Annotated in this window: 12 protein-coding genes; 7 read left to right on the top strand and 5 right to left on the bottom strand. The window is 69.4% G+C overall.

Annotation, left to right across the window (positions count from 1 at the left end; all coding sequences use genetic code 11):
• Positions 1–234: 234 nt before the first annotated feature.
• On the bottom strand, positions 235–615 hold the full coding sequence (locus ACH34S_RS03655; RefSeq protein ID WP_395950929.1) for an HGxxPAAW family protein: 381 nt from the start codon (positions 613–615) through the stop codon (positions 235–237).
• 181 nt (positions 616–796) lie between these two features.
• Here ACH34S_RS03655 and secA point away from each other — a divergent pair, with 181 nt between their 5' ends.
• Positions 797–3,661: a preprotein translocase subunit SecA gene (gene secA, locus ACH34S_RS03650; RefSeq protein ID WP_395950928.1), complete on the top strand. Its 2,865-nt coding sequence runs from the start codon at positions 797–799 to the stop codon at positions 3,659–3,661.
• 75 nt (positions 3,662–3,736) lie between these two features.
• Here the strand turns inward: secA and ACH34S_RS03645 are convergent, their stop codons facing one another.
• The 4 genes from ACH34S_RS03645 to ACH34S_RS03630 form a co-directional block, all read right to left on the bottom strand.
• Positions 3,737–4,219, bottom strand: coding sequence for an Rv3235 family protein (locus tag ACH34S_RS03645; RefSeq protein WP_395950927.1), 483 nt, complete (start codon positions 4,217–4,219; stop codon positions 3,737–3,739).
• 258 nt (positions 4,220–4,477) lie between these two features.
• On the bottom strand, positions 4,478–5,821 hold the full coding sequence (locus ACH34S_RS03640) for a PTS transporter subunit EIIC (RefSeq protein ID WP_395950926.1): 1,344 nt from the start codon (positions 5,819–5,821) through the stop codon (positions 4,478–4,480).
• Between the two features lie 55 nt (positions 5,822–5,876).
• Positions 5,877–6,620, bottom strand: coding sequence for a GntR family transcriptional regulator (locus ACH34S_RS03635; protein ID WP_138649423.1), 744 nt, complete (start codon positions 6,618–6,620; stop codon positions 5,877–5,879).
• A gap of 236 nt (positions 6,621–6,856) precedes the next feature.
• The gene (locus tag ACH34S_RS03630; protein ID WP_395950925.1) at positions 6,857–8,194 is read right to left on the bottom strand and encodes a PTS transporter subunit EIIC; all 1,338 of its coding nucleotides are present in this window, start codon (positions 8,192–8,194) and stop codon (positions 6,857–6,859) included.
• A 178-nt stretch (positions 8,195–8,372) separates the two neighbouring features.
• On the opposite strand from ACH34S_RS03630, the gene nagA reads away from it, so the two are divergent.
• From nagA to ACH34S_RS03600, 6 genes are all read left to right on the top strand, one after another.
• Complete coding sequence (gene nagA / locus ACH34S_RS03625) at positions 8,373–9,542, top strand: N-acetylglucosamine-6-phosphate deacetylase (RefSeq protein WP_395950924.1); 1,170 nt, start codon at positions 8,373–8,375, stop codon at positions 9,540–9,542.
• Between the two features lie 67 nt (positions 9,543–9,609).
• Positions 9,610–10,650 carry an SIS domain-containing protein gene (locus tag ACH34S_RS03620; protein WP_395951429.1) on the top strand — a complete coding sequence of 347 codons (1,041 nt, stop codon included), beginning with the start codon at positions 9,610–9,612 and terminating at the stop codon, positions 10,648–10,650.
• 69 nt (positions 10,651–10,719) lie between these two features.
• Complete coding sequence (locus ACH34S_RS03615) at positions 10,720–10,953, top strand: glucose PTS transporter subunit EIIB (protein ID WP_395950923.1); 234 nt, start codon at positions 10,720–10,722, stop codon at positions 10,951–10,953.
• A gap of 54 nt (positions 10,954–11,007) precedes the next feature.
• Complete coding sequence (locus ACH34S_RS03610; protein ID WP_395950922.1) at positions 11,008–11,457, top strand: PTS glucose transporter subunit IIA; 450 nt, start codon at positions 11,008–11,010, stop codon at positions 11,455–11,457.
• A 4-nt stretch (positions 11,458–11,461) separates the two neighbouring features.
• Positions 11,462–12,214 (top strand): HAD family hydrolase, encoded by a 753-nt coding sequence (locus ACH34S_RS03605; RefSeq protein ID WP_395950921.1) that lies wholly within the window; start codon positions 11,462–11,464, stop codon positions 12,212–12,214.
• 18 nt (positions 12,215–12,232) lie between these two features.
• On the top strand, positions 12,233–12,505 hold the full coding sequence (locus ACH34S_RS03600; protein WP_395950920.1) for an HPr family phosphocarrier protein: 273 nt from the start codon (positions 12,233–12,235) through the stop codon (positions 12,503–12,505).
• The last annotated feature ends 1 nt before the right edge of the window (position 12,506 follow it).

Below are 12,506 nucleotides of genomic sequence, written 5' to 3'. Positions count from 1 at the left end.
CACGGCTCTCCGGCAACCCGGTGCCGCGTGCACGGCTTGTTGTGGTGCCCGTGAATCGCGGTTCGCCTGCGGGAATTGGCCACGCCGTGCGACCCGGTTTTCACTCAGGGTTCAAGGTGGACGGCCGGAATGGACGGGGTTTCGGCCTTGTTGTTATTCGTAGTTGCCGCTGTCCTGATTCAGTGGCATTGCGGGCGTTCAGCGTCCCGTGGCGAAGGCCGTGAATTGGGCGTGTCAGCCGTGCGGGGTCTGCTCCGGGTCGGTGGCGACCGGACGATCCAGGGCCTCGCCCGCCTCGCCGCCGCGGCGTTTGGCGGTGCGGGTGCCGAACAGCGAGTAGTCGACGATCTCGGGGATGACCCTGGGCGCGTCCACGACGACGTCGGCGAACAGGTGCACGAAACCGCTGATGATCATGCCGAGGACGATGATCCCGGCGCCCACCCAGAACAGGATCCACGTGGGCCCCAGGCAGAGCGCCACGCCGCCTACCACGAAGCCGACGAAGATGATGGTGACCGCGAACCACGATCCCGGCCGTCCGGCGTGCGATCCGTGCGCGTGGTCAGCTTGCGGCTCTGCCGGCCGCTCTTCGGGGTGCGACTGTTCCGACACCGGGCCTCCCTCCGGATGCTGTGGACATCCTCTCCGGGAGCCGGAAAATCAAACGGGGCGCGCTGTGGATTGCGCTCCAGAGTGACCTAGACCATTCTGGGTCTCGCCTACGATGGCATCGTACGTGTGGTGTGCGCGCCGCCTGGAGCGGTGAACCACGATCTGCAAGGAGCCTCCGAGAGTGCCGCCAGTCATCGACAAGATCCTTCGTGCGGGCGAGGGCAAAATCCTGCGCAAGCTCAAGAAGCTCGCGGATCAGGTCAACTCGATCGAGGAGGACTTCCTCGAGATGAGCGACGCCGAGTTGCGCGAGCTGACCGACAAGTACCGGGAGCGGCTCGCCGACGGCGAGACCCTGGACGACCTGCTCCCCGAAGCCTTCGCGACCGCCCGCGAGGCCGCCAAGCGCGTCCTCGGCCAGCGCCATTTCGACGTCCAGATCATGGGCGGCGCCGCCCTCCACCTGGGCAACATCGCCGAGATGAAGACCGGTGAGGGCAAGACCCTGACCGCGGTGCTGCCGGCCTATCTCAACGCCCTGTCGGGCGACGGCGTCCATATCGTCACGGTGAACGACTACCTGGCCAAGCGCGACGCCGAGTGGATGGGCCGCATCCACCAGTTCCTCGGCCTCGAGGTCGGTGTCGTCCTCGCGCAGATGACTCCCGAGGAGCGTCGCGCCGCCTACAACGCCGACATCACCTACGGGACCAACAACGAGTTCGGGTTCGACTACCTGCGCGACAACATGGCCTGGACCCTGGACGAGTGCGTCCAGCGCGGCCACAACTTCGCGATCGTGGACGAGGTCGACTCGATCCTCATCGACGAGGCCCGTACCCCGCTGATCATCTCGGGTCCGGCCGAGCAGAACTCCAAGTGGTACTCGGAGTTCGCCAAGATCGTCCCGCGGCTGAAGCGGGCCGAGCTGGTCAGCACCGCCGGGCAGGTCGACGAGTACGGCCCCGGCGACTACGAGGTCAACGAGAAGAAGCGCACGGTCGGCATCACCGAGGCCGGTGTCGAGAAGGTCGAGGACTGGCTCGGCATCGACAACCTCTACGACTCGGTCAACACGCCGCTGGTGAGCTTCCTCAACAACGCGCTCAAGGCCAAGGAGCTCTACAAGCGCGACAAGGACTACGTCGTCATGAACGGCGAGGTCCTGATCGTGGACGAGTTCACCGGCCGCATCCTCCACGGCCGCCGCTACAACGAGGGCATGCACCAGGCCATCGAGGCCAAGGAGGGCGTGGCGATCAAGGACGAGAACCAGACGCTCGCCACGATCACCCTGCAGAACTACTTCCGCCTCTACTCCAAGCTGTCCGGCATGACCGGTACGGCCGAGACCGAGGCGGCCGAGTTCAACAAGACCTACAAGATCGGCGTCGTGCCGATCCCGACGAACAAGCCGATGATCCGCGAGGACGTCGCCGACGTCGTCTACAAGACCGAGCAGGCCAAGTTCGAGGCGTGCGTCGACGACATCGCCGAGCGGCACGAGAAGGGCCAGCCCGTCCTCGTCGGCACGACGTCGGTGGAGAAGTCCGAGAAGCTGAGCAAGATGCTCAAGCGGCGCGGCATCCCGCACCAGGTGCTGAACGCCAAGAACCACGAGCACGAGTCGGCGATCGTCGCGGAGGCGGGCCGCAAGGGCGGCGTCACCGTCGCGACGAACATGGCCGGGCGCGGCACCGACATCATGCTCGGCGGCAACCCCGACTTCCGCGCCGACCTGGAGCTGCACCAGCGCGGCCTGTCCCCGCTGGAGACGCCGGACGAGTACGAGGCGGCGTGGCCCGAGGCGCTGGAGAAGGCCAAGGAGGACGTGAAGGGCGAGCACGAGGAGGTCGTCGACCTCGGCGGTCTCTACGTCCTCGCGACCGAGCGGCACGAGTCGCGGCGCATCGACAACCAGCTGCGCGGCCGGTCCGGCCGGCAGGGCGACCCGGGCGAGTCCCGGTTCTACCTGTCGCTCGAGGACGACCTGATGCGGCTGTTCAACTCCGCCCGCGTCGAGTCGATCATGAACCGGCTGAACATCCCGGACGAGCAGCCGATCGAGTCCAAGATCGTCAGCAATGCGATCAAGTCGGCGCAGAGCCAGGTCGAGCAGCAGAACTTCGAGATGCGCAAGAACGTCTTGAAGTACGACGAGGTCCTGAACCGGCAGCGCAAGGTCATCTACGCCGAGCGCCGCAAGGTCCTCGAAGGTGAAGACCTGAACGAGCAGGTCCGCGGCATGATCGACGAGGTCGTCGCGGGCTATGTCGCGGGCGCCACCGGCGAGGGCTTCGCCGAGGAGTGGGACCTCGACAAGCTGTGGAAGGCGTTCCAGCAGCTCTACCCGATCTCGATCACGGTGGACGAGCTGATCGAGGACGCCGCGGACGGCGACATCTCCGGCCTCGACGCCGAGACCCTCGCCGCGAAGATCCGCGAGGACGCCCAGGCCGCCTACGACAAGCGCGACGAGGAACTCGGCGCCGAGGTCATGCGGGAGCTGGAGCGCCGCGTGGTGCTGAACGTCCTCGACCGCAAGTGGCGCGAGCACCTCTACGAGATGGACTACCTCCAGGAGGGCATCGGCCTGCGGGCCATGGCGCAGCGCGACCCGCTGGTGGAGTACCAGCGCGAGGGCTACGACATGTTCAACGCGATGCTCGACGGCATCAAGGAGGAGTCGGTCGGCTACCTGTTCCACCTTGAGGTCGAGGTGGAGGAGCAGCCGTCGGCGCCGACGGTCGGCGCCGCGCCCGTCTCGGTCGCCAAGACGGCCCCGGACGCGGAAGACGCCCCCGCCGACGAGATCGAGGAGGCCGACGAGGCCCCGGCGATCAAGGCGAAGGGTCTCGACGCGCCGAAGCGTCCGTCCAAGCTGGAGTACTCGGCCCCGACCGTTGACGGTGACGGCGGCGTCGAGCACCACAGCGAGGAGACGAAGGACGAGTACGCGGGCGTGAACCGCAACGACCCGTGCCCCTGCGGCTCGGGCAAGAAGTTCAAGCGCTGCCACGGCGACCCGCGCAGCAAGGCCAAGTAACAAGCGGCGAGCAACACGAAAGCGGCCTCCCGGCTTACCGGGAGGCCGCTTCCGCATGTGAGAGCCCTTGCGGGTTCAGGGGGCGGTCGTTTCCAGGGCCGTGCAGCGCCAGCGGCCGCGGGTGTGCTCCAGGCGCAGGGCCAGGGCGTGGACGCGTCCGGCCACGATCACCACCGCCACCGTCTCCGCCACGGTCGGTGCGGGGCGCTGCAACCGGGTGGACAGCACCTTGGGCGGGACGATCCGTCCGCCACGGCTCGCCGGAATGCTGCGCGCCTGTAGGTGGTGGAGGACTGCTCGGCATACCGCCGGGACGGCCACCAGCGAGAGCTGGTGTGGTGGGCGGGCGCCCGCCAGGATCTCCGCGACGAGCCGGACGGTGGCGTTCGCGACGGCCCGGACCTCGGCGTCCACGCCGTCCTCCGGCCGGACCAACCGCAGGCCGGGCGGCTGTACGGGAGCCGCCGCCGGTTGCAGCGCCAGCGCTCCCCGGCTGGCCGGCGCCGGACGGTACCGGACGAATCGCGCCGCACCTGACTTCCCCGTACGCCCTTGCATGAAAAGACCTCCTGTCTCGTTTAACGACAGGAGTCACGGAAGGCGCAGAAAATACATTCTGACCACATGCGGCCCAACAGCCACAAAGGGCCGGAAAGGGGAAGGCGGCGGGACGCTGGGCGTCCCGCCGCCTTCGGGAGCGAGTCCCGGGCGAGGGTGCGGGGTTGATCCGGGACTCTCGGGAGCCGGGCCGGGGGGCTGGACCGGCCCGGGGTGGGGCGCCGCGCTAGTGAGGGGCTCGCGGCGCCCCCATGAGGGTCAGGCGCCTGCGGCCTGCGCGTCGCCCTTCCTGTCGCCGGCCATCTCCGGGTCGGCCGCGGGGTCGACCGCCGCGGTCTCCTCGCCTTCCGGCTCGCGTCCCGGAGTCGCGAAGTTGAACTTCTCGATCAGGAACTTGAAGACGAAGTAGTAGACGAAGAAGTACACGACGCCCAACCCGAGGATGAGCGGTAGCTGCTCTGTGTTGTCCTTCGTCGCGTTCAGCAGCAGGTCGATACCGCCTGCGGAGAAGCTGAAGCCGAGCTGGGCTCCGGCGGCCTCCAGCACCGCCATCGAGATACCGGTGAGGACGACGTGCACCCCGTACAGGACGGGCGCGACGAACATGAACGAGAACTCGATCGGCTCGGTGACGCCGGTGACGAACGCGGTGAGCGCGGCCGAGAACATCAGGCCGCCGACCGCGGGACGACGGTGCGCGGGGGCGGCACGCCACATGGCGAGGGCCGCGCCGGGCAGGCCGAACATCAGGACCGGGAAGAACCCGGCGAGGAAGCCGCCCGCGTCCGGGTCGCCGGCCAGGTAGCGGTTGATCTCGCCGTTGACGGCGCCGTCGGGGCCCTGGTACTCGCCGAACACGAACCAGACGAGCGAGTTCGGGATGTGGTGCAGGCCGAACGGGATGAGCAGGCGGTTGATCATGCCGTAGATGCCGGCGCCCGCCGCGCCCGCACCGGTGATCCACTCACCGAACTCGGTGAGCCAGCTGCCGAGCACCGGCCAGAGGAAGCCGATCAGGATGCCGAGGATCAGGCCCGCGAAGGCGGTGATGATCGGGACGAACCGGCGGCCGCCGAAGAAGGCCAGCCAGGTCGGCAGCTTGATCCGGTAGTAGCGCTGGTAGAGCAGCGCGGCGGTGAGGCCCATCAGGATGCCGCCGAGCACCTGGGTCGGGTTCGTGGCGCCCCAGTCGATGACCGGGGTCGGCTGGCCGGCGACCACCTTCTCGATGGTGACATTGCCCTTGAGCTCTTCGGAGTGCGAGAACATGATCTTCGAGACGCGGTCGAAGACCAGGTAGCCGACCACCGCGGCGAGCGCGGTGGAGCCGTCGGACTTCTTGGCGAAACCGATCGCCACGCCGACGGCGAAGAGCAGGGGCAGCGCGGCGAACAGCGCGTTGCCGGCCTCGCCGACGACCTCGGCGACCCGGTTCCATTCCAGGCCGTCCTTGCCGAGCATGTCGGGCTGTCCGAAACGCAGCAGGAGACCGGCGGCGGGCAGGACGGCGATCGGCAGCATGAGGCTGCGGCCGATGCGCTGCAGCTGTGCGAGGATGCTCGACCCTCTGCGTGGTGTGTTATCCACTGTCGTGGCGGTCATCGTGAGGTTCCTCCTCAGGGGATTCAGGAGTTCTCAGGTGTAGGGGGCTGGGGGATCATGACTGGGGCGGCGGGGGATTTCCGAGTGCCGTGTGGATCTGGTAGCGGTCCGCCCTGTAGGTCGACACGCCCAGCTCCGCACACACACCACCGGTGTACGAGCGGCGTTGGAGGAGCAACACAGCGCTGCCCCTTGGAATTTGCAAATGCCTGGCATCCGCGGCATCGGCCAGACTTGCGTCGATTGTCTGATCGCCCGCGTCGAAGACGAGACCGTACACCGCTTCGAGGACGCCGTACAGAGAGCGATCCGCGAGGCGACGATCGAGCAAGTCGGGCGCGAGCGACGCGAGGATGTGGGCACGTTCCAGCGCCATCGGCTCGCCATCCGCGGTTCGCAGACGTTCGATGACATGGATTTCGGTTCCCGGTTCGACTTCGAAGATCCGGGCGAGGCGGGCGTCCGCGTAGACGGTCCGCCGGTCCAGGTCTATCGCGCCGGGACGCAGGCCGCGGCTCAGCATGTCCTCGGTGAACGAGACGAGCCGCAGCGGCATCTCGATCTTGGGCCGGGCCACGAAGGTGCCCTTGCCGGGGACGCGGTACAGCCGGCCCTCGGAGACGAGCTGGTCGACGCCTTGCCGCACGGTCATGCGGGACAGCCCGTACCGGACGCACAGCTCGCGCTCCGATGGGATCGGGGCGTCGACGGGCAGTTCCGCGCTTTCGATCAGGTCGAGCAGGATCGCGCGGAGCTGGAAGTACTTCGGTACCGGACTGTGCGGGTCGATGGTCGTCACGGGGGTTTCCTCGATGGCCGGGGGCCGGATCGATGGGATTCGCCGGGTTTCGACGGATGGGGTGGGGTTCGTGGGCCTGCAGATGTTGGTGGTGGGTAAGGGATGGAGGACGGTATTGGATTTGGTTCGGACTGGTCTAGGCCGGACTAGACCACAGGACCGAAAGGCATGTCAATGCACGAATTCGTAACGACCGGGTCACGCCAGGAGGGGACCAAGATCGACGTACCCGCAGGTCAGGGAGCCCGCTCGGAGGGCGTGTCGGGACGGGCCTCCGGCGGCATGTCCTCTTCCGGCTCCCGGCCCGGGGTCGGCAGGTTGAAGCGCTTGATCACGAAAGTGAAGATCGCGTAATACAGCACGAAGTAGACCAGCCCCAGCGCGATCACCATCCACAGATGCCGGGTGTTGCTCTTGGTCGCGTTCAGCAGCATGTCGATCAGCCCGGCGGAGAAGCTGAAGCCGAGCTGCGCGTCCGCCGCCGCGAGCAGGCCCAGGGACACGCCCGTCAGCACGACGTGGATGCCGTACAGGACGGGCGCGACGAACATGAACGAGAACTCGATCGGCTCGGTCACCCCGGTGACGAACGCGGTGAGCGCGGCCGAGAACATCAGGCCGCCGACCGCGCCGCGCCGGTGCGGGGGAGCGGCGCGCCAGATGGCGAGGGCCGCGCCGGGCAGGCCGAACATCAGGACGGGGAAGAACCCGGCGAGGAACGTCCCGGCGTGCGGGTCGCCGGCGAGGTAGCGGTTGATCTCGCCGTGGACGACGCCGTCCGGCCCCTCGTAGGTGCCGAACACGAACCAGATCAGCGAGTTCAGGATGTGGTGCAGCCCGAACGGGAGCAGCAGCCGGTTCGCGACGCCGTAGACGCCCGCGCCGAACGCGCCCGCGCCGGTGATCCAGTCGCCGAAGCTGTCGATCCAGCCGCCGAGCGTCGGCCACACGAACCCGAAGACCACGCCGAGCAGCAGCGCGGCGGCGGCGCTGATGATCGGCACGAACCGGCGGCCGCCGAAGAACGCCAGCCAGGACGGCAGCTTCACCCGGTAGAACCGCTGGTAGAGCAGCGCGACCATGACCCCGACGACGATGCCGCCGAGTACCTGTGTCGGGTTCGTGAGCCCGTAGGCGACCGTCTCCTCCAGGCTGCCGTCCTCCGCCTGGACCTTCTGGACGACCGTCCCCTTCAGCTCGCTGGTGTGGGAGAACATCACCTTCGAGACGCGGTCGAAGACCAGGTAGGCGGCGACGGCGGCGAGCGCGGTGGAGCCGTCGGACTTCTTGGCGAAGCCGATGGCGACGCCGACCGCGAACAGGATCGGCAGGTTGTCCAGCAGCGCGCCGCCCGCCGCGGCGAAGACCTCGGCGACGCGGTCCCAGCCGAGACCGTCCACGCCGAGCAGGTCGGGCTGGCCGAGACGGAGCAGGATCCCGGCGGCGGGCAGGACGGCGATCGGCAGCATGAGGCTGCGGCCGATCCGCTGTAGCACCGCGAACGTCGCCGACCAGGCGCCGCCGATGCCGCGCCCGCCGCCCCCGCCGCCGTGGGCGGTGGCCGCGGCGCTCATGACTGATCACCTTCCGGACCGGCGGCTTTTCCGGCAGCCGATACCGGACGAGTTCGGGGCTGCATCTTCATCTACATCCGATTCGTGGAGTATGGTGCGTACTGGTCTAGTCCGGACTAGACCAGTTGGACCGGGCGTTAACGACCAGCGACCGTAGTGTCACGGAGAGTGCGCATTCATGGCATCACTACTGCTCACGGCCTCCAACATGATCATTACCCCCGCGGGCAGTCCTACCCGCGTCCTCTCCCCGGGATACGTCCGGGTCGAGAACGGGGTGATCGCGGAGGCGGGCGGGGGCCGTCCACCGGCCACGCTCGGCACGCCCGACGTCGACCTCCAGGACGGGCTGCTGGCCCCCGGCCTGGTCGACATCCAGGTCAACGGGTTCTTCGGCCACGACATGGTGGACGCCGACGAGGCCGGCTGGCACACGGTCGTGTCCCGCCTGCCCGAGACCGGCGTGACCGCGTTCCTGCCCACGTTCATCACCGCGCCCGTCGAGGTCCAGGCCGCCGCCCTGCGCCGCGCCCGCGACCTCATCCCGAACCTCCCCGACGGGACCCGCGTCCTCGGCGTCCACCTCGAAGGACCGTTCCTGTCGGAGAAGCGCAAGGGCGCGCACAACGCCGGATTCCTCACCGACCCGGAGCCCGGCGCGATCGAGACGCTGCTGGAGACCGGGCTGGTCAAGCTCGTCACCCTGGCCCCCGAGCGGAACGGCGCGCTCGACGCGATCCGCACGCTGACCGAGGCCGGGGTGGTGGTCAGCGTCGGGCACAGCGACGCGACCGCCGACCAGGTCGCCGCCGCCGCCGACGCCGGGGCCCGCAAGGTCACCCACATCTTCAACGCGCAGACCGGCGTCCACCACCGGGACCCGGGCGTGGCCGTCCAGGCGCTCATCGACGACCGGCTGAGCCCCGGCCTGATTCTCGACCTGCACCACGTCGCGCCGAAGGTGGCCGAGCTGGTGTTCCGGGCCGCGCCGGGACGGGTCGTGCTCGTCACCGACGCGGCCTCGTCCGCCGGGATGCCGCCCGGCACCTACGAGCTCGGCGGCGAGCCGATCACCATGCCCGAGGAGGGCCCGCCGCTGCGCGCCGACGGCACGCTGGCCGGGTCCGGCCTCCGGCTGGACGAGGCGGTCGGCAACGCCGTCCGCATCGGGATCGACACGGTCACCGCGGTGGACGCCGCGACCCGGGTCCCGGCCGACCTGATCGGCCGTCCCGATCTCGGCCGCATCGCCCCAGGCGCCGCCGCCGACCTGGTCTGGCTGGGGCCGGACCACCGGGCGCGTACGACCTGGGTCAACGGGCAGAAAGTCTTCGGAGGGGGATCATGACTAATGAGCAGATTTCATCCTCGGTGAGACGTAAAGGGTCACGCACGTACGGAAAGGCCGGATGAAAATGTTCAGCAAGATGCGCGCCGAGATCGGTGAGCAGCCCGAAGCGCTGCGCCGGACGATCGACGCGCTGCTGCCGCGCACCCCCGACCTCGCGGCGCTCGCCCGCGAGACGCGGCAGGTGCTGTTCATCGCGCGCGGGTCGTCCGACAACGCCGCGGTGTACGGCCGCTACCTGGTGGAATCGCATGCCGGACGGCTGGCCACGCTCGCCGCGCCGTCGATCGCGACCACCTACAGGCGCAAGCTGGACCTCTCCGGCGTGCTGGCCGTGGCGATCAGCCAGTCCGGCAAGACGGAGGAGATCGTCGAGACCCTCGGCTGGGCCGGGGACTGCGGCGCCCGGACGGTCGCCGTCACCAACGGCGCCGGTTCCCCGCTGGCCGAGATCGCCGAGGTCGCGCTGCTCACGGAGGCGGGCGACGAGATCGCCGTCCCGGCCACCAAGACCTACACCACCCAGCTCGCCGCGCTGTCGGTGCTGGGCATCGGGCTCGGCGCGGACGTCGCCGAGGATGACCTGCGCCGGGTCCCCGACGAGGTCGTCCGGATGATCGAGCTGACCGAGGCGTCGGACGCCCTCCCCGAGATCGTCGAGGAGCTGGCGAAGGTGCCCGGCACGGTCGTGTCCGGGCGCGGTATCGCGTTCGGCACCGCGCTGGAGCTCGCACTGAAGATCAAGGAGGCGTGCTACCTGCACGCCATGGGCCTTTCCTATGCCGACCTGCTGCACGGGCCGATCGCCGTCGTCGACGACCAGACCCCGGCGCTGCTCGTCGCCGCCGACTCGGGACCGACGCTGGCCGGCACGGTCGCGCTGGCCCGCCGGGTCGAGGGCGCGGGCGCCCGCGCGTTCGGCGTCGGCGGCGGCGACGACCTCGCGGCGGCGTGCTCGGCGGCGCTCCCCGGCCCCGCCCTCCCCGAGTGGACCGCCCCGCTCGGCCTCATCGTTCCCGGCCAGATCCTGGTCGAGAACCTCGCCCGCCGGCTCGGCATCGACCCGGACGTGCCCCGCGGGCTGAACAAGGTCACCCAGACAGACTGAGACATACCCTCTGCAAAAGCCCGGGCGACGAGAGCCGGACCGGGCCCACCCCGGACCAGGAGAAGGAACATGGACAAGGCCGAGGCCATCATCGCCGGACTGGGCGGTGCGGACAACATCATCGAGATCGAGCCCTGCGCCACCCGGCTGCGCACCGAGGTCAAGGACGGTGGCAAGGTCGACGAGGCCGCGCTGAAGAAGGCGGGCGCGTTCGGCGTCATGCGCAGCGGCACCGTCGTCCAGGTCGTCGTCGGCACCGAGGCCGACACCCTCTCCAGCGACATCGAGGACATCCTCGAGTAACCCCTCCACCAGACTCGACGCAACTCGACCGACTCTTAAAGGAGACCCCCGCTGATGACCCGAGTACTGTCACCGGTCTCCGGCCGGGTGGTCGGCCTTGCCGGCGTGCCCGACCCGGTGTTCGCCCAGGCCATGGTGGGCCCGGGCACGGCGGTCGACCCCGAGCGCGCCCCCGGCCATGCCATCGCGCCCGTCACCGGGAAGATCGTCAAACTGCATCCGCACGCCTACGTCGTCGTGGACGGCGAGGGCCACGGCGTCCTCGTCCACCTGGGCATCGACACCGTCAAGCTCAAGGGGCAGGGCTTCGAGCTCCTCGCCGCCGAGGGCGACGAGGTGACCTCCGGCCAGCCGGTCGTCGCCTGGGACCCGGCGCTGATCGAGGCGGGCGGGCGCTCGCCGGTCTGCGCGGTCGTGGCGCTGGACGCCAACGCCGACGCCCTCACCGACATCGTGGAGTCGGGCGAGGTGACGAAGGGCACCGAGCTGTTCACATGGAACTGATCGGATGGCGGTGATCGGGCTGGGTGCCGCGGTGTTCGACCTCGACGGCACCCTCATCGACACCGAGCCGCGCAGCCGGGCCCAGTGGTCGCGGCTGTTCGGCGCGCACGGCGTCCCCCACGACGACGCGCTGATCGCCTCGTTCGCGGGGCGGCGCGGGCTCGAGGTGCTCGGGGAGCTGTCGCACCTTTTCCCCGGCCGGACGGTCGAGGAGCTGTTCGAAGAGGTCGTCTCCTACCAGAAGGCGCCGGGGATGCCGGTCTCCGAACCCGTCCCCGGCGCGGTCGAGCTCGTCCGGGCGCTCGCCGGGAGCGGCGTCCCGCTCGCGGTGGTGACGTCGGCCGAACGCTCGTACGCCGAGAGCCTGCTGGACGAGCTGGGCGTCCGCGGCCTGCTGGACCTCGTGGTGACCGCCGGGGACGTCGGCACCGGCAAGCCCGACCCGGAGGGCTATCTCGCCGCCGCGCGGGATCTCGGCGTCCCGGCCGAGAACGCGGTCGGTTTCGAGGACACCCCGGCGGGCGTCGCGGCCGTGAAGGCCGCCGGCATGACGTGCGTGGGCGTCGGCACCACGCAGCCGGCGGGCGCGCTGGCCGGGGCCGACCACCTGGTCACCGACTTTGAGAACGTCGACGTCGTGCCGGGCCCCGCGCTGCGGGTGCCCGGCCTCAGGCAGAGCCGGCCGGATCAGCAGGGCCGGACAGGTGAGCATGGCCGGCCGGATCAGCATGGCCGAAGCCAATCTGGACAGAACTAAGCCAAAGAGGAGTGTGCCGTGACCGAGCGCAATGTCAAGATCCAGTCGAGGGTGGGGCTGCATGCGCGGCCCGCCGCGCTTTTCGTCCAGACCGCGGCCAAGGCCCCGATGGACGTGACCGTGGCCAAGCCCGGCGGCACCCCGGTGAACGCCAAGAGCATCCTCGCGGTGCTCGGCTTGGACGCCCGGCACGGGGAGGAGATCGTCCTGTCCGCGGAGGGCGCGGGCGCGGACGAGTTGCTCGACGACCTTGAGAAGCTGCTTGCCGAGCCGGAGTCCGAGGAGTCCTGAC

It is taken from the genome of Actinomadura sp. 3N508 (genome assembly GCF_044326375.1).
Taxonomy (GTDB): Bacteria; Actinomycetota; Actinomycetes; order Streptosporangiales; family Streptosporangiaceae; genus Spirillospora.
This window is presented reverse-complemented; position numbering and strand designations above follow the sequence as displayed.